The organism is Pseudomonas sp. AC172 (genome assembly GCF_979258595.1).
On record NZ_OZ409868.1, the window covers coordinates 3,214,164 to 3,230,520 of the forward strand.

The 16,357-nt window shown below is 58.3% G+C and carries 14 protein-coding genes; 3 read left to right on the forward strand and 11 right to left on the reverse strand.

Annotated elements, in window-relative coordinates; all coding sequences use genetic code 11:
• Positions 1-50 precede the first annotated feature (50 nt).
• The 4 genes from ACZ0A4_RS14410 to ACZ0A4_RS14425 form a co-directional block, all read right to left on the reverse strand.
• Positions 51-3,344 carry a DEAD/DEAH box helicase gene (locus tag ACZ0A4_RS14410; protein WP_463575298.1) on the reverse strand — a complete coding sequence of 1,098 codons (3,294 nt, stop codon included), beginning with the start codon at positions 3,342-3,344 and terminating at the stop codon, positions 51-53.
• A gap of 9 nt (positions 3,345-3,353) precedes the next feature.
• Positions 3,354-4,091, reverse strand: coding sequence for an S-methyl-5'-thioinosine phosphorylase (locus ACZ0A4_RS14415; RefSeq protein WP_463575299.1), 738 nt, complete (start codon positions 4,089-4,091; stop codon positions 3,354-3,356).
• 10 nt (positions 4,092-4,101) lie between these two features.
• The gene (gene nagZ / locus ACZ0A4_RS14420) at positions 4,102-5,112 is read right to left on the reverse strand and encodes a beta-N-acetylhexosaminidase (RefSeq protein WP_141127476.1); all 1,011 of its coding nucleotides are present in this window, start codon (positions 5,110-5,112) and stop codon (positions 4,102-4,104) included.
• A 158-nt stretch (positions 5,113-5,270) separates the two neighbouring features.
• Positions 5,271-5,978, reverse strand: a complete 708-nt coding sequence (locus tag ACZ0A4_RS14425; RefSeq protein WP_007910473.1) for a TetR/AcrR family transcriptional regulator — start codon at positions 5,976-5,978, stop codon at positions 5,271-5,273.
• Positions 5,979-6,207: 229 nt separating this feature from the next.
• On the opposite strand from ACZ0A4_RS14425, the gene lexA reads away from it, so the two are divergent.
• Positions 6,208-6,816, forward strand: a complete 609-nt coding sequence (lexA, locus tag ACZ0A4_RS14430; protein ID WP_003226590.1) for a transcriptional repressor LexA — start codon at positions 6,208-6,210, stop codon at positions 6,814-6,816.
• Positions 6,817-6,826: 10 nt separating this feature from the next.
• The gene (gene sulA / locus ACZ0A4_RS14435) at positions 6,827-7,300 is read left to right on the forward strand and encodes an SOS-induced cell division inhibitor SulA (protein ID WP_463575300.1); all 474 of its coding nucleotides are present in this window, start codon (positions 6,827-6,829) and stop codon (positions 7,298-7,300) included.
• Between the two features lie 94 nt (positions 7,301-7,394).
• On the opposite strand, the gene ACZ0A4_RS14440 is transcribed toward sulA, so the two are convergent.
• The 7 genes from ACZ0A4_RS14440 to ACZ0A4_RS14470 form a co-directional block, all read right to left on the reverse strand.
• On the reverse strand, positions 7,395-7,628 hold the full coding sequence (locus ACZ0A4_RS14440) for a hypothetical protein (protein WP_003226592.1): 234 nt from the start codon (positions 7,626-7,628) through the stop codon (positions 7,395-7,397).
• 106 nt (positions 7,629-7,734) lie between these two features.
• Positions 7,735-8,259, reverse strand: a complete 525-nt coding sequence (locus tag ACZ0A4_RS14445) for a DUF6586 family protein (protein ID WP_463575301.1) — start codon at positions 8,257-8,259, stop codon at positions 7,735-7,737.
• Positions 8,260-8,402: 143 nt separating this feature from the next.
• On the reverse strand, positions 8,403-11,033 hold the full coding sequence (topA, locus tag ACZ0A4_RS14450; protein ID WP_463575304.1) for a type I DNA topoisomerase: 2,631 nt from the start codon (positions 11,031-11,033) through the stop codon (positions 8,403-8,405).
• Positions 11,034-11,147: 114 nt separating this feature from the next.
• Positions 11,148-11,384, reverse strand: a complete 237-nt coding sequence (locus tag ACZ0A4_RS14455) for a DUF1653 domain-containing protein (RefSeq protein WP_007910467.1) — start codon at positions 11,382-11,384, stop codon at positions 11,148-11,150.
• 98 nt (positions 11,385-11,482) lie between these two features.
• Positions 11,483-12,658 carry an acetyl-CoA C-acyltransferase FadA gene (gene fadA, locus ACZ0A4_RS14460; RefSeq protein WP_463575305.1) on the reverse strand — a complete coding sequence of 392 codons (1,176 nt, stop codon included), beginning with the start codon at positions 12,656-12,658 and terminating at the stop codon, positions 11,483-11,485.
• A 32-nt stretch (positions 12,659-12,690) separates the two neighbouring features.
• Complete coding sequence (gene fadB / locus ACZ0A4_RS14465) at positions 12,691-14,838, reverse strand: fatty acid oxidation complex subunit alpha FadB (protein WP_141127480.1); 2,148 nt, start codon at positions 14,836-14,838, stop codon at positions 12,691-12,693.
• Positions 14,839-15,367: 529 nt separating this feature from the next.
• The gene (locus tag ACZ0A4_RS14470; RefSeq protein ID WP_463575307.1) at positions 15,368-15,805 is read right to left on the reverse strand and encodes a hypothetical protein; all 438 of its coding nucleotides are present in this window, start codon (positions 15,803-15,805) and stop codon (positions 15,368-15,370) included.
• Positions 15,806-15,908: 103 nt separating this feature from the next.
• Between ACZ0A4_RS14470 and ACZ0A4_RS14475 the strand changes: the two genes are divergently transcribed.
• Positions 15,909-16,346: a universal stress protein gene (locus tag ACZ0A4_RS14475; protein ID WP_463575308.1), complete on the forward strand. Its 438-nt coding sequence runs from the start codon at positions 15,909-15,911 to the stop codon at positions 16,344-16,346.
• Positions 16,347-16,357: the final 11 nt, after the last annotated feature.

Sequence of the window (16,357 nt, forward strand, 5' to 3'; positions counted from 1 at the left end):
CGAGCCTGCTCGCGAACGGGTCACCTCGGTCTAACGGTTAAAACCCAAGCTCAATCCTTGGAAACCGGCAACGGTGCAAACAGCGCCTCGATTTCAGTCTGCTCCAGCTTCCAGCCACCTGTTGTCCCGCCCTCAAGCACCGCCCCGGCCAACGCTGCTTTCTCCTGCTGCAACGCCTGTATTTTCTCCTCTACCGTGCCGAGAGCGATCAGCTTGTAAACGAACACCGGGTTGTTTTGCCCGATTCGATACGCACGATCGGTTGCCTGATTTTCCACTGCGGGGTTCCACCAAGGGTCAAAGTGGATCACCGTATCCGCAGCGGTCAGGTTCAAACCGGTACCCCCGGCCTTCAGACTGATTAGAAACAACGGCACCTTGCCGCCCTGAAAATCCTTTACCGGCGTGCGTCGATCCGTGGTGTCACCGGTCAGCAGCGAATAGGCAATGTCACGTTGCTGCAACTCTTGCTCGATCAACGCGAGCATCGAGGTGAACTGCGAAAACAGCAGGATCCGGCGACCTTCGCCGAGCAGCTCTTCAAGCATTTCCATCAGGCTGACCAGCTTGCCACTGCCGGAGCGTAGAGCCTTCGCCGTCAGCGGCATGTTGATCAGACGCAAATCGCAACAGACCTGCCGCAGCTTGAGCAAGGCATCGAGAATGATGATCTGACTGCGCGCCACGCCACTGCGGGCAATTTCGTCGCGGACTTTTTTGTCCATCGCCACGCGCACCGTTTCATAGACATCACGCTGACCGTCGCTGAGATCAACCCAATGGACAATTTCGGTTTTCGGCGGCAGTTCGGTGGCCACCTGATCCTTTTTGCGGCGCAGTAAAAACGGCTTGATGCGCGCTGTCAGGTGCTGCATACGCTGAACATTGCCGTGCTTTTCGATTGGCGTGCGGTAATCGCGATTGAAGGACTTGCTGTCGCCAAGCCAACCGGGCATGAGGAAATGAAACTGCGACCAAAGCTCGCCCAAGTGGTTTTCCAGCGGCGTGCCGCTCAGGCATAAGCGCTGGCGGGCCTGCAGGTCACGGGCCGCTTGCGCCGCTTTGCTGATCGGGTTTTTGATGTTCTGCGCTTCGTCGAGAATCAGCACGCTCCACAGCTGCGGCTGTAGAACCTCGAGATCCCTCGGTAGCAAAGCGTAAGTGGTCAGTACCAGATCGTACTCAGCCAGATCAGCGAAATCCTTCTGCCGCCCCGAGCCGTGCAGCGCCAATACTTTCAACTGGGGGGTGAAACGCTCGGCCTCGTCGAGCCAGTTGGGAATCAGGCTGGTCGGCATCACCGCCAGAGCCGGACAATCAAGGCGCCCGGCGTGTTTTTCCGTGAGCAAGTGCGCCAGGGTCTGCAGCGTTTTGCCCAGCCCCATGTCATCGCCCAGAATGCCGCCGACCTCAAGCTCGCGCAGGGTCTGCATCCAGTTGAGGCCTTCGAGCTGATACGGGCGCAGTTGCGCGTTAAGGCCGGCCGGCGCAGCGACGTGGGTGTGACTGGAATTCTGCAAGCGCTTGGCGAAGGTGCGCAGCCGCTCGCCACCCTGCCAATCCAGCGGTACGCCATCGAGCATACTCAAGCGCGCGGCATCCGGGACACTCAAGCGCAGTGCATCGCCCTGATGACCACCCAGGTACAACTCGCCCAGCGTGGCCATCAGCGGTTTGACCCGACTCAGCGGCAGCGCGACCTTGGCGCCTGAAGGGTCGCCAAAACCGCTGGGCTTGAGTTCGATCAGGAGTTTTTCGTCATCGCCGCGTTGAGCCAGATCGACCGGGTCAAGCAAGCGCGGCTGCGTGCGCAACAAGTGCAGAAGGATCGGCAGCAAGCTGTAGCGCTGACCATTGACGACGATACCCAACTGCAAATCAAACCACTGATGCCCGGCCTCTTCTTCGACCTCCGCGTACCAATGCTCAACCGGTTGCACATTGAAATGAAAGCCGGGACTCATCCCCACTTCCCAGTTCGAGGCGCGCAACGTGGCAAGCCCTTCGTGCATAAACCTGAGCCAAGCGGAGTCATCCGGCAACGTGAACATCTCGCCGGGACGATCCAGCGAGCTCTTGCGCGTGGCTTTTTTAAAGCCGAACTTTTGCAGGATCTGGCGCAGTTTCTTTTCCACCGCAGGCTGGCGTTGAATGCGCTGGGTTTCGGTACCGTTGAGGATCATCACTTCCGGGTTGCGATCCACCGTCGGCTGGCCGTTGTAGGTAAACACCAGGGCGGAGCGGTGCTCGAGAATGTATTCCCAGCGCGAGCGCTCCCGACCGCTGACGAGGGTCAGTTTCGGCTGCGGAAGTACGTCGTCGATGACTCGTTCGGTCAGTTGGTGGGGCGGCGGGACTCTCGTCGCTGCGCTCATGCGATGGCTGAACTGCATGGCCTGACGCGCCGGAATGTCCGGCGCCAGAGTCAAATGACTGGCCAGCTTTTCTTCCAGTTCATTGAACAGAGGGCCAATCTGCCGCTGTTCACGATCCAGGTAATAAAGCGGCTCCAGCGCCAGCACGATTTCCTGCGCCGCCTCGGCACTGCTCCACTGCGCGCGGAACCCGCCGTCGGCCTGCTCGGCCCAGGCGAACTGGCCGATGCGTTTCGCGCCCGACACCAACGGTTGCAGATCCTCGAAATCGAGGAACAGCCGCGAGGTGCGCAAGAGCATTTCGAGCAGTTCGGCGCCGCTGCTGCCTTCCAGCGGATAGCCGCTGTAATAGGCGTGATGGGAGTGCATGGCAACCAGCAGCCTGGCGACGCGCAAATCCAGCTCGGTCAGGTAGCCGGGCTGACGCATGAGCATTTCCGCCAGCGAGTACATCGGTTTGACTTCGCGTAACTCGCCGCTCTTGAGCTGGGAAACCTTGAAAATATCGAGCAACCACTTGCCGCTCACTGACGTTGGCTTGAGCTTGTAAAACAGGCGCGTGCCTGCGGTTTGCGCGCCTTCTTCGGCGGGCTTGGCCGGCACGGGAATTGTCGAAAGCCAATGTTCCAGCGCCCGACCCAACTGGGGCTGTGCGTCACTCTCAGACGCATCATCAGCACCGCCCTGCAGGTGATAGAGCACCGCAGCGCAGTGCTTGCAGTCGATTACGACAGGACAGCTGCACAGGCAACGCAAGTTGACGGAACCCAGGCGATCTTCGGACAGGTAAATGCTTTGTTCATACGCCTGATCTTCCGAACCGACGCAGAACGCCTCGATCTTTTTGTCATTGATCTCGATGATCTCTACCCGGTCATCGGCGGCATAAGCGCGAGCCTTGGCCAGCGCCTTGCTACTGAATGCCTTAGTCCAGGCCAACGACTTGAGCCGTTCGATGAGAATGCTCATGGGCAGCCCTTAGCCGGCCAACACCCGCGCCAACGCCGACTTCACCTTACCCATCCCGTCATGCAAGGCCTGCTCGATCTCGGCCATGGTAATCACTTCAGTGGTCTTGCCCGCGGCCGGGTTGACCACCAGCGCCAGACAGGCGTAATCCAGATCCAGCTCGCGGGCCAGCGCCGCCTCCGGCATACCGGTCATACCGACGATGTCACAGCCATCACGTTCCAGTCGCACGATCTCGGCAACGGTTTCCAGACGCGGGCCTTGGGTGCAGGCGTACACACCCCGATCGCTGTACTCGCAACCTTCGGCAGCCACCGCAGCAATCAATTGCTGACGCAACGGCTCGCTGTAGGGAAAGCTGAAGTCGATGTGGGTGACGTGCTCCAGATCATCGGCGAAAAAGGTGTGCTCGCGGCCGCTGGTGTAGTCGACGATCTGGTGCGGCACACAGAAATGCCCGGTGCCCATCGCTGGGTGAATACCGCCCACCGCGTTAACGGCAATGATCGCCTCGGCACCGGCCTGCTTCAACGCCCACAGGTTGGCGCGGTAATTGACCTTGTGCGGCGGGAAGCGATGCGGGTGGCCGTGACGAGCAAGGAACAACACTTCCTTGCCTGCGTACTCGCCGATCTGCACGTCGGCCGATGGCGCGCCGTAGGGCGTGTCCACTGCCAACGATTGGCGAATGGTCAGGCCTTCGAGTTGGGTCAGGCCGGTACCACCGATGATTGCGTAAACCGTCATAACAAAATCCTTAATCGATCAGTTGAGCGTCTTTGAGCGCGCCGATGGCGGTGAGCCAGCGCGGATCCTGACGATAATCGGTGCTGGCAAATGCCTGACCGCGCATACGGGCGATGCGGTCGGAAGGCTTGACCTTCATGCGTTGTGCGGCGCTGAGGGCCAGTTCGGCAGCGGCGCGGTCGTTGCACACCAGGCCCATGTCGCAACCGGCAGTCAGTGCGGCTTCGATGCGGCTGGCGGCGTCGCCCACCACATGAGCACCGGCCATCGACAGGTCGTCGCTGAAAATCACTCCGTCGAACTGCAATTCGCCGCGCAGGATGTCCTGCAACCAGCGGCGGGAGAAGCCGGCAGGCTGTGAGTCCACCTGTGGATAGATGACGTGCGCTGGCATGATCGCGGCCAATTGCTTGCTGAGCCTGGCGAATGGCACGAGGTCGTTGGCGCGGATTTCGTCGAGGCTGCGCTCGTCGTTTGGAATCGCGACATGAGAGTCGGCTTCGGCCCAGCCGTGGCCAGGGAAATGCTTGCCAGTGGCGGCCATGCCGGCGCTGTTCATGCCACGAATGAACGCTCCGGCGAGCAGTGCCGCGCGCTCGGGATCACCTTCGAACGAACGGGTGCCAACGACGGCGCTGCGCTGGTAATCCAGATCAAGCACCGGGGCGAAGCTCAGGTCGAGCCCGACCGCGAGTACTTCGGTGGCCATGATCCAGCCACATTGTTCGGCGAGGTATTCGGCATTCGGGTTGTCGGCGATGGCGCGCATGGCCGGCAGACGCACGAAGCCCTGACGCAGGCGCTGCACGCGGCCACCCTCTTGATCCACCGCCAGCAGCAGATCCGGACGAATTGCCCGAATCGACGCACTTAGTTCACGCACCTGGCGCGGATGCTCGATGTTGCGCGCGAAAATGATCAGGCCGCCCACTTCGGGCTGACGCAACAATTGGCGATCCTCGGCAGTCAGCCAGGTACCGGCGACGTCCACCATCAACGAGCCTTGCAGGCCAGCAGTCATAGAGATTCCTTGAAAACGAAAAACCCGACCCGCAGCAAATCGCTACCGTGAGCAACGCTCGGCAGGTTGGCGATTTCTATGGAGATCGGGTTCAGAACGAGAGTCGGCATGGGCGGCTAGCTTAGCGGATACAAGCTGCCGCGCCCACCCGTGCGCGGTTAAACCTTGGCGGCGACCGGCGTTGATTTGCTGCGCGGCCGCAGTTGCGCGGTGGCCATGGCTGCATCGGTGACGCCGGTTTCGGCGCGCATGCCCGCAGCGAGGAACGGCACCATCAGACGCATCACTTGTTCGATGGAAGTGTTGACGCCGAAATCGGTCTCGGCGATCGCGCGCAGGGCCTTGATACCGGACATGCTGAACGCTGCAGCGCCGAGCATGAAGTGCACGCGCCAGAACAGTTCGATCGGCGGAATGCGTGGTGCGGCTTCGTTGACCAACAGCATATAGCGACGGAACACCTTGCCGTACATGTCTTCCAGATAACGGCGCAAATGGCCCTGGCTCTGGCTGAACGCGAGGCCGAGCAGGCGCATGAAGATCGACAGGTCGTTGCCGCTGCGTGGTTGAACCACGAGGGCCTGTTCGACAAGGATTTCCAGCAGCTCTTCGAGGGTTGGCTTGTTTTCAGGCTTGGCCTGACGGCGCTCCAGCTCTTTGTCGAGGCTGATGCAGAACGGCCCGAGGAAGCGCGAAAAAACCGCCTGGATCAGCGCTTTTTTCGAGCCGAAGTGATAGTTCACCGCTGCCAGGTTGACGCCAGCCTTGCTGGTGATCAAACGCAATGAGGTTTCAGCGAAACCTTTCTCCGCGAACAACTGCTCGGCAGCATCAAGAATGCGTTCAACGGTTTCCGACTGGGCCATGGCTACTCCGCCTGACAAACACTTGTTTGAAACATACGTTTCAGCCTGTGCCTTGTCAAGCCTGTCGGTTCGTTTTGGGAATGGTCGGTCAGCTATTTAACCACACAAGACCGATGCATTAATAAGCAAGGCTGCCGACCGTCTGGCGGCCTGCAGAAAAACGGGCATTGCCAAGGGCGTTTCACTGTATATAATCCCAGTCACTGTATAAAAAGACAGAGCGATCAATATGCTAAAGCTGACGCCACGCCAAGCCGAGATTCTGGCCTTTATCAAACGCTGCCTTGAAGACAACGGCTACCCGCCAACCCGTGCGGAAATCGCTCAGGAACTGGGCTTCAAGTCGCCGAACGCGGCTGAAGAACACCTCAAGGCACTGGCCCGAAAAGGTGCCATCGAGATGACCCCAGGGGCTTCTCGCGGTATTCGCATCCCCGGTTTCGAAGCCAAAGCAGACGACTCTACCCTGCCGATCATTGGCCGGGTCGCTGCCGGCGCGCCGATCCTCGCCCAGCAGCACATCGAAGAGTCCTGCAATATCAACCCGGCCTTCTTTCATCCACGCGCCGACTATCTGTTGCGCGTGCACGGCATGAGCATGAAAGACATCGGCATTTTCGACGGTGACCTCCTCGCCGTGCACACCACCCGCGAAGCGCGTAATGGCCAGGTTGTCGTCGCCCGCATTGGCGATGAAGTGACCGTCAAACGCTTCAAGCGTGAAGGCAGCAAGGTCTGGCTGATTGCCGAAAACCCTGAGTTCGCCCCTATCGAAGTCGACCTGAAAGATCAGGAACTGGTGATCGAAGGCTTGAGTGTCGGCGTCATTCGCCGCTAAAGGAGGCTTTATGCAGTTCCCACACACACCTCAGCAAACACAACTGCCTTTATTCGAAGCGTTTCTGGCACAACCGATGGCGCCGACCCTCAAAGAGGTCGTCGAGCGCCCGTGGACTGCCGAACCTGAAGTATTCAGCGAGCTGTCACTGCGCGGTGCTACCGGGAACTGCCTGAACCTGCTCGCCCCGATCCTTCGCGAACTGAGCGAGGATCAGGACGCGCGCTGGCTGACGCTGATAGCGCCTCCTGCGAGCCTGACCCAGACATGGCTGCGGGATGCCGGGCTGAATCGCGAACGCATTCTGCTACTGCAACCAAGGGGCGCTCAAAGCGCTCAACAACTGGCATGCGAAGCTCTGAAGCTGGGTCGCAGTCACACCGTCGTCACCTGGCTCAACCCGCTAAACGCGAACGCGCGGCAACAACTGATCAGCGCCGCACGCACAGGCGATGCTCAGAGTCTGAACATTCGTTTAGGTTGATTGTTGGCAATACGCGCTGTGTGAAGCGCAGGGCTTCTCCAAGGACAGAGAAGCCGATTTGAAGCGGTAACGTCAAAAAGTAAAAAGACGGGGATCAATGAAGAACCCGCGGCCCTTCTTCCTTATCAAACTCGCCTTCGACCATGCGACCGGCCATTTGCACGCCGACACTTAACATCGCCTTGGCGATCTCCACATGCTGACCTTGCAGGAACGCCTTGGCATCCTCGGAGAAATCCAGCGTCACCAGAGAACCTTCGTCCTCGGCCCTGCGCAGCTCGATTCGGCCGTCGGGTAACTCGACAATTTCTAGAAAGGACGTTGGCATATAGGTCTGTTCTCCACGAAAGGCAGGGATTATATAGACATCATTCAAGCTTCGCTCGGGATCTTGACCAGCAGCATGTTTCAGATTGCCACCGTGTCAATCACCCTCAGCATTCGTTCAAGCCTTCGCGGAAACGTATTGCCAGACCTTTCAAGTTCTGCCGCCAGCTCTCCAGCTCCTCTCGACTCAACTCTTCTGGCGCTTCTTTTTCATCCAGATTAATCGCCTGAATCAACGGTTGCGTCACATCACCCTTCGGCTTGTGCGGCACTCGTGGCGGTTGAAACAGCGCCGAATGCGCTGCCAGCAGTTTTGCCAACCAGGTTTCAGAATTGCCCGCCAACTCAACCATTTCGGCCAGTTCGGGAATCGCAATCGACTCCAGCACTTCACGCGTCAGCAGCATCTCGGCCCGCGGCGCATTGGCCTGCGGCAGACGATAGAAACCCGCGATCTCATGGCAAAGCCCCAGCAAGGCGCCGTACAGGTGAAACAAGGCCGATTCACGCCCAGCCTGAATCAACGCCAGAGAATTCATCGCCCGCCCTTCTTCAGCGCGAGCCAAGGCTTCGAGCGACAGTCCGGCGAAATAGATCTTCTGGTTGGTGCGGGTATAGAGTTCGTGAGCCATGACGGCGCTCTCCACGACGAAATAATTGCTTCACACAGGCCGGACAGTGTCGTGGATCAGCCGATCCCACCGCAAGCAGAAAACCAAAAGGCCGCATGAAAACCCGAGGGTTCGCATGCGGCCTTTCAGTGTCGGACTAACGCTTACTCAGCCTTGGCTTTTGTGCGCTTGTCTTCAACGGTCCACTTGCCGCCGTCGTAGTAAGCTTTCCAACCGGTAGGCTTGCCGTCGACTTCGGTCTGCACGTATTGCTCCTTGGTCTTGCGGCTGTAGCGGATGACCGCTGGCAGACCATCAGGATCCTTCTTCGGCGCGTCGCAGAGGAAGTGGTACTTCGGATCGATCTCGTCCTTGTGCGGCACAATCTCGATCACCAGCGGAGCACGGGTCTCACGGTTTTTCGGGAACTGGCTGGCGGCCAAGAACAGACCAGAGGCACCGTCACGGAGGATGTAGGTGTCGTTGACCTTTTCGCATTTCAGCTCAGGCATCTTTACCGGATCCATCTTCGGCGGCGCTGCATCACCGCTTTTCAGCAGTTTGCGGGTGTTCTTGCACTCAGGGTTGGTGCAACCGAAGAACTTGCCGAAACGGCCAGTCTTGAGCTGCATCTCGCTGCCGCACTTGTCGCATTCCAGGCTCGGACCTTCGTAGCCCTTGATGCGATAGCTGCCTTCTTCGATTTCGTAGCCAGCGCAATCCGGGTTGTTACCGCAGATGTGCAGTTTACGTTTTTCGTCGAGCAGGTAAGCATCCATCGCCGTGCTGCAGATCGGGCAGCGATGCTTGCCGCGCAGTACCAGCGATTCCGACTCACCTTCGTCGTCGGCAGCGATCTCGTCGCCCGGCACCAGGTTGACGGTGGCCTTGCAGCGTTCTTTCGGCGGCAGACTGTAGCCCGAGCAACCGAGGAACACGCCGGTCGACGCAGTACGGATCTGCATCGGACGACCACAGGTCGTGCACGGAATATCGGTCATGACTGGCTGATTGGCGCGCATGCCGCTTTCAGGATTTTCAGCTACTTCGAGTTTCTTTTTGAAATCGCCGTAGAACTCGTCCAGCACACTTTTCCAGTCGCGCTCACCCTGTGCCACGTCATCGAGGTTCTCTTCCATGCCGGCAGTGAAACCGTAGTCCATGAGGTTGGAGAAGCTTTCCGACAGACGCTCGGTGACGATGTCGCCCATCTTTTCCGAGTAGAAACGACGGTTGTGCAGGGTCACATAGCCGCGATCCTGAATGGTCGAAATGATCGCAGCGTAAGTCGAAGGACGACCGATGCCACGTTTTTCCATTTCTTTCACCAGGCTGGCTTCCGAGTAACGCGCCGGCGGCTTGGTGAAGTGCTGGGACGGATCGAGCTTGATCAGCTTCATCACGTCGCCCTGCGCCATATCAGGCAAAACGTCGTCATCGCCTGGCTTGGCAATCTGCGGCATGACACGGGTGTAACCGTCGAATTTGAGGATACGGCCCTTGGCGCGCAGCTCGAAGTCACCAGCGCCGACGCTGACAGTGGTCGACAGGTATTGCGCCGGCAGCATCTGGCAAGCAAGGAACTGACGCCAGATCAACTCGTAGAGGCGCTCAGCGTCACGCTCCATGCCTGCGAGCTTGCTCGGCGTGGTGTTGGCGTCGGAAGGACGAATCGCTTCGTGAGCCTCTTGCGCGCCTTCTTTGCTGCTGTAGACGTTTGGCGTTTCCGGCAGGTACTTCTTGCCGAACTCGTCTTCAATGTAAGTGCGCGCCATCGCCACGGCATCGGCCGAGAGGTTGGTCGAGTCGGTACGCATATAAGTGATGTAGCCGGCTTCATACAGACGCTGGGCCATCATCATGGTTTTCTTCACGCCGAAGCCCAGGCGGTTGCTCGCAGCCTGTTGCAGAGTCGACGTGATGAATGGCGCCGACGGCTTGCTGCTGGTCGGCTTGTCTTCGCGTTTGACGATGCTGTAGCTGGAAGACTTGAGCTTCTCCAGCGCGGCCATGGCCTGGGCTTCGTTGAGCGGCTTGAAGGCTTCGCCTTTCTCGCGAGCCACTTCAAAACGCACGGTCGAGCCTTTGGTGGTGCCGAGATCGGCATGCACTTCCCAGTACTCTTCCGGGTTGAACGCGCGAATTTCGCGCTCACGCTCAACCACGAGCTTCACGGCTACCGATTGCACGCGACCGGCGGACAGGCCACGGGCAATCTTTGCCCACAGCAGCGGCGAGACCATGTAGCCAACAACGCGATCGAGGAAACGACGCGCCTGTTGAGCGTTGACACGATCAATGTCCAGCTCGCCCGGTTCCGAGAAGGCTTCCTGAATCGCCTTCTTGGTGATTTCGTTGAACACCACGCGCTTGTAGCGGCTGTCATCACCACCGATGGCTTCGCGCAGGTGCCAGGCAATGGCTTCCCCCTCGCGATCCAAGTCGGTTGCGAGATAGATAGTGTCAGCGTCTTTGGCGAGCCGGCGCAGCTCTTCGATGACCTTCTCTTTGCCCGGAAGGATCTCGTACTTGGCTTTCCAGCCATGATCGGGATCGACACCCATACGCGAGACCAGCTGCTTGCGCGCCTTCTCTTTCGGCGAGAGCACCGGACCTTCACCCGCAGCAGCCTTGCCGCGCTTGGCGGCTGGATCTTTGCTGGCGCTAGCCGAACCGCTGGTGGGCAGGTCTCGGATATGGCCGATACTCGACTTCACCACGTATTGGTTACCCAGATACTTGTTGATGGTCTTGGCCTTAGCCGGGGATTCCACAATGACCAGCGATTTGCCCATGGATCAGAAAATTCCTGAATTCTAGAAGTGAAAGGCGGTTGGCGCCTGACGCGGCACCGCTATATATAGTTGATACAAGGTGAGGTCAAGCACAGGGTTCTGTGCGCACTCGCCTTATGCCTTGGAAAAAAGGCTTGGTTCGGCTTGCACCAAAGCAAAGCGTGGCACCTGCTCGCCGTCAACCTCGACTGACTCGAGAAACATGCTCAGAGGGCGCACCCAAAAGCCGTAATCGCCATACAGGGCTTGGTAAAAGACCACTTCTTCTTCGGTTTCGGAATGCCGCGCAACACTGAATACGCGGTACTGCGGACCTTTGTAATGTTGGTAGAGCCCAGGTTGTATCGGCATGCTTCGGCCCTCACTCAAATTTTTTCAAAATAAAAACAAAATAAATCCACAAAAACAAAAACCGGGGCACTTGGCCCCGGCTTCCATCGACGAGACGCTTAAACGCGTTCGAAGACGGTGGAGATGCCTTGGCCGAGACCAATGCACATAGTAGCCACCCCGAAAGTGCCGCTATTCTGCTTCATCACGTTCAGCAAGGTGCCGGAAATACGCGCACCGGAGCAACCGAACGGGTGACCCAGGGCGATCGCGCCGCCGTGCAGGTTAACCTTCTCGTTCATCTTGTCGAGAACTTTCAGATCTTTCAGCACTGGCAGGGCCTGTGCGGCGAAAGCTTCGTTCAGTTCGAAGAAGTCGATATCGTTGATGCCAAGGCCCGCACGTTTCAGGGCTTTTTGTGTTGCCGGAACTGGACCATAGCCCATGATTGCCGGATCCACACCCGCCACTGCCATCGAACGGATAACCGCCATTGGCTGGATACCCAGGTCCTGAGCACGCTGCGCCGACATCACGATCATGCACGAAGCACCATCGGTGATCTGCGACGAAGTACCGGCAGTCACGGTGCCGCCCTTTGGATTGAAGGCTGGCTTGAGAGCCGCCAGACTTTCCAGGGTGGTTTCCGGACGAATGGTTTCGTCGTAGTCGAACAGTTTCAGGAAACCGTTCTCGTCGTAGCCCTGCATCGGAATGATTTCGTCTTTGAACTTGCCTTCCACGGTGGCCTTGTGGGCCAACTGGTGGGAGCGCACGCCGAAAGCATCCTGCTGTTCGCGAGTGATGCCGTGCATTTTGCCGAGCATTTCCGCGGTCAGGCCCATCATGCCCGAGGCTTTCGCCGCGTACAGCGACATGTGCGGGTTCGGATCGACACCGTGCATCATGCTCACGTGGCCCATATGCTCGACGCCGCCAACCACGAACACGTCACCGTTGCCGGTCATGATCGCTTGCGCGGCAGTGTGCAGCGCACTCATCGACGAGCCACACAGACGGCTGACGGTCTGGCCAGCCGAAGTGTGCGGGATCTGGGTCATCAGCGACGCCATGCGCGCGATGTTCCAGCCCTGCTCCAGGGTCTGGTTTACGCAACCCCAGATCACGTCTTCGACTTCGTTCGGGTCAACCTTGACGTTGCGTTCCAGCAGTTTGCTGATCAGGTGCGCCGACATGTCTTCAGCGCGGGTGTTGCGGTGCATGCCGCCCTTGGAGCGGCCCATCGGAGTACGACCGAAGTCGACAATCACGACGTCTCTTGGATTCAAGCTCATAAAATTTCACTCTCGCTCAAAAGTTGGGACGCTTAACCGAAGAACCGTTGGCCGGTTTTGGCCATTTCACGCAGTTTCGCGGTCGGGTGGTACAGCGCGCCCAAATCAGCGTACTGGTCAGCCAGGGCAACGAACTCGGCAACACCGATCGAATCGATGTAGCGCAGCGCACCGCCACGGAATGGAGGGAAACCGATACCGTAGACCAGACCCATGTCGGCTTCGGCGGCAGTTTCAACGATGCCGTCTTCCAGGCAACGCACGGTTTCCAGGCACAGCGGGATCATCATCCAGTTGATGATGTCTTCGTCAGTGACGTCGCGCTGCTCGTAGACGATCGGCTTGAGCACTTCCAGCACCGACGGATCGGCGACTTTCTTCTGCTTGCCTTTCTTGTCGGCCTCGTAGGCATAGAAACCCTTGCCATTCTTCTGGCCCAGGCGCTTGGCTTCGTACAGCACGTCGATGGCCGAACGACGGTCATCCTTCATGCGATCCGGGAAGCCCTCAGCCATTACGTCACGACCGTGGTGACCGGTGTCGATGCCGACCACGTCCATCAGGTACGCCGGGCCCATCGGCCAGCCGAACTTTTCCATGACCTTGTCGATACGGACGAAGTCCACACCGGCGCTGACCAGCTTGGCGAAGCCGCCAAAGTACGGGAACAGAACGCGGTTAACGAGGAAGCCCGGGCAGTCGTTGACGACAATCGGGTTCTTGCCCATTTTCTTGGCGTAGGCAACGGTGGTGGCAACAGCCAGCTCGCTGGACTTCTCGCCACGGATCACTTCTACCAGCGGCATCATGTGCACCGGGTTGAAGAAGTGCATGCCGACGAAGTTTTCCGGACGCTTGAGGGCTTTCGCCAGCAGGCTGATGGAAATGGTCGAGGTGTTGGACGCGAGGATGGTGTCCTCTTTGACCTGGCCTTCAACTTCAGCCAGCACGGCTTGCTTGACCTTTGGGTTCTCGACGACAGCTTCGACCACCAGATCAACGTGACCGAAGTCGCCGTAGGACAGGGTTGGACGAATGGCGTTGAGCACTTCAGCCATTTTCGCAGCGGTCATGCGACCTTTATCAACGCGGCCAACCAGCAGTTTGGCGGCTTCGGCCAGACCCTGCTCGATACCGTGCTCGTTGATGTCCTTCATCAGGATCGGCGTACCTTTGGAGGCCGACTGATAAGCGATACCGCCACCCATGATGCCGGCGCCCAATACAGCGGCCTGCTTCACGTCTTTGGCGATTTCGTCGTAGGCCTTGGCCTTTTTCTTCAGTTCCTGATCGTTCAGGAACAGACCGATCAAGCTCTGCGCGGCAGAGGTCTTGGCCAGTTTGACGAAACCGGCGGCTTCGACTTCCAGCGCCTTGTCACGACCGAAGTTCGCGGCTTTCTGGATTGTCTTGATCGCTTCAACCGGCGCCGGGTAGTTCGGGCCAGCTTGCCCTGCCACGAAACCTTTGGCGGTTTCGAAAGCCATCATTTGTTCAATGGCGTTCAGCTTGAGTTTTTCAAGTTTTGGCTGACGCTTGGCCTTGAAGTCGAATTCGCCGGAAATGGCGCGCTTGATCAGTTCAAGAGCCGCTTCCTGCAGCTTCTCCGGAGCAACCACGGCGTCGACGGCGCTGACTTTCAGGGCGTCTTCAGGGCGGTTTTCCTTACCGGAGGCAATCCACTCGATGGCGTTGTCGACACCGATCAGGCGCGGCAGACGCACGGTGCCGCCGAAGCCTGGGTAGATGCCCAGTTTGACTTCCGGCAGACCGATCTTGGCCTTGGTTGACATGACGCGATAGTCAGCCGCCAGGCACATTTCCAGACCGCCGCCCAGTGCGATGCCATTAATGGCCACTACGGTTGGGACGTTGAGGTCTTCGAAATCGCTGAAGATCTTGTTGGCTTCGAGATTGCCAGCAACCAGCTCGGCATCCGGCAGCTTGAAGTTGTCGACAAATTCGGTGATGTCGGCGCCGACGATGAACACGTCCTTGCCACTGCTGACGATCACGCCCTTGATCGAAGCATCTGCCTTGATGGTGTCTACGGCCTGACGCAGTTCGTTCAGGGTTAGACGGTTGAACTTGTTGACGGACTCACCCTTGAGGTCGAATTTCAATTCGACGATGCCACTTTCAAGAGCTTTAACCGTGATGGCTTTACCTTCGTAAATCATCAACTGATCTCCACGATATGGAAGCTGAACAGTACACGTCGGACGCAGGCGAATGGCTCGGCAGGACGCTTTTTCGTCGATGCTAACGCCAATCCACCCGGCACACCCGCCAACGCGATAGTCGGGATTCTGTAGGAGCAGTCTGTAAGACAAACGCTCAATTCATACGCCCGTTTGATTTGGGTACGTCACCTTCACGGAATTTCCGACAATTGTCAATCGCCCAAAATACGGGTTGAAATGCGACTTTGCGGTCATTTCTGTAAGACGAAGACCCGCAACACGCGTCTGCATGTAAAGCCATTCATAGAATCAATAGTTAGAAAAGTCGCCCTAATTAGCCGCAGCCCTTGTTTAAAGGGCTACGCTGGGGACTACAGGTAAATGCGCTGAGCGCTCCAAGCCACATCTCAACAATAAAAAAAGGTTTCCGGCCTGCCTGGCCAACCCCGCCCGATGAATCATGTCGGGCTTTTTATTGCGCGTCTGCCGGACCTTCCCCACCGTTGCAGTGGGAAAAGTCCGCGCGTCACGCCAGCGCTTTCAGAGTGGCATCGATATCCAGCAAAACTGTGGCTTCGCCTTTTTCGCCCCAGTACAAGGCGATCATCTGCTTGTCTGCCTCGACTTTGAAAACGTTGCCCGGCAACTTTTCGAAATGATTGAGCAGCACCCGATCTTCGCAGACTTCCTGCCATTGATTGACCCACACACCCGGCGACTTCTGCCAGTAAGTCCAGCAGGCAGGCGACTTGCCACGGCGCGGTCGATGATACTGCGCGCACGGGTTTGGTGGCTCTTGCGCCAGCCAGTGTGGCCATTCCTGCGGTGCCAGCTGCATGGCCAGACCGATACGTCGCGCCTCCATACGCAGGGCAATGCGACCGCTTTGCGCGCGCGATGGGCGTAACCACGCCAGCGGACTTAAAACCACCAGCAGGATTGACACCACCAACCAGACCGTCATATCTCTATCCCCAATTCTTGGTGAGCGCATTGTGTCACTTTGGAACCAATGCGCTTGAAACCAGCCATACTTAACAATATTGAAACCTCACGAGGAGCACCTCATGCCCTACCACCACATCCTGGTCGCCGTAGATCTGACCGAAGAGTGCGACCCTGTGATTCACCGCGCCCGAGAGCTGTCGGCGAGCAATGGCGCCAAGCTTTCGCTGGTGCATATCGTCGAGCCGATGGCCATGGCATTCGGCGGCGATGTGCCGATGGATCTGTCACAACTGCAACAACAGCAGTTCGATCAGGCCAAGGAACGCCTCGAGCGCCTGAAACTCAAGTACTCCGAACTCGAAGGTGCCAACTGCCATTTGACCTATGGCCAGCCGCGTCAGGAAATTCATCATTTCGCCAAGGAACAAACGTGCGATCTGATCGTGGTCGGCAGTCATGGCCGACATGGTCTGGCGCTGTTGCTCGGCTCGACCGCCAATGACGTGCTGCACGGCGCGCCATGCGACGTCCTCGCTGTCCACCTGGTCAAACGTTGAAACACTGATCA

Coding starts and splice junctions, on each gene's coding strand:
- ACZ0A4_RS14425 (WP_007910473.1), bottom strand. CDS start 5,978: ATGGCCCAGTCGGAAACCGTTGAACGCATTCTTGATGCTGCCGAGCAG.
- lexA (WP_003226590.1), top strand. CDS start 6,208: ATGCTAAAGCTGACGCCACGCCAAGCCGAGATTCTGGCCTTTATCAAA.
- nagZ (WP_141127476.1), bottom strand. CDS start 5,112: ATGACTGCTGGCCTGCAAGGCTCGTTGATGGTGGACGTCGCCGGTACC.
- sulA (WP_463575300.1), top strand. CDS start 6,827: ATGCAGTTCCCACACACACCTCAGCAAACACAACTGCCTTTATTCGAA.
- ACZ0A4_RS14440 (WP_003226592.1), bottom strand. CDS start 7,628: ATGCCAACGTCCTTTCTAGAAATTGTCGAGTTACCCGACGGCCGAATC.
- ACZ0A4_RS14445 (WP_463575301.1), bottom strand. CDS start 8,259: ATGGCTCACGAACTCTATACCCGCACCAACCAGAAGATCTATTTCGCC.
- ACZ0A4_RS14470 (WP_463575307.1), bottom strand. CDS start 15,805: ATGACGGTCTGGTTGGTGGTGTCAATCCTGCTGGTGGTTTTAAGTCCG.
- ACZ0A4_RS14475 (WP_463575308.1), top strand. CDS start 15,909: ATGCCCTACCACCACATCCTGGTCGCCGTAGATCTGACCGAAGAGTGC.
- topA (WP_463575304.1), bottom strand. CDS start 11,033: ATGGGCAAATCGCTGGTCATTGTGGAATCCCCGGCTAAGGCCAAGACC.
- ACZ0A4_RS14410 (WP_463575298.1), bottom strand. CDS start 3,344: ATGAGCATTCTCATCGAACGGCTCAAGTCGTTGGCCTGGACTAAGGCA.
- fadA (WP_463575305.1), bottom strand. CDS start 12,658: ATGAGCTTGAATCCAAGAGACGTCGTGATTGTCGACTTCGGTCGTACT.
- ACZ0A4_RS14455 (WP_007910467.1), bottom strand. CDS start 11,384: ATGCCGATACAACCTGGGCTCTACCAACATTACAAAGGTCCGCAGTAC.
- fadB (WP_141127480.1), bottom strand. CDS start 14,838: ATGATTTACGAAGGTAAAGCCATCACGGTTAAAGCTCTTGAAAGTGGC.
- ACZ0A4_RS14415 (WP_463575299.1), bottom strand. CDS start 4,091: ATGACGGTTTACGCAATCATCGGTGGTACCGGCCTGACCCAACTCGAA.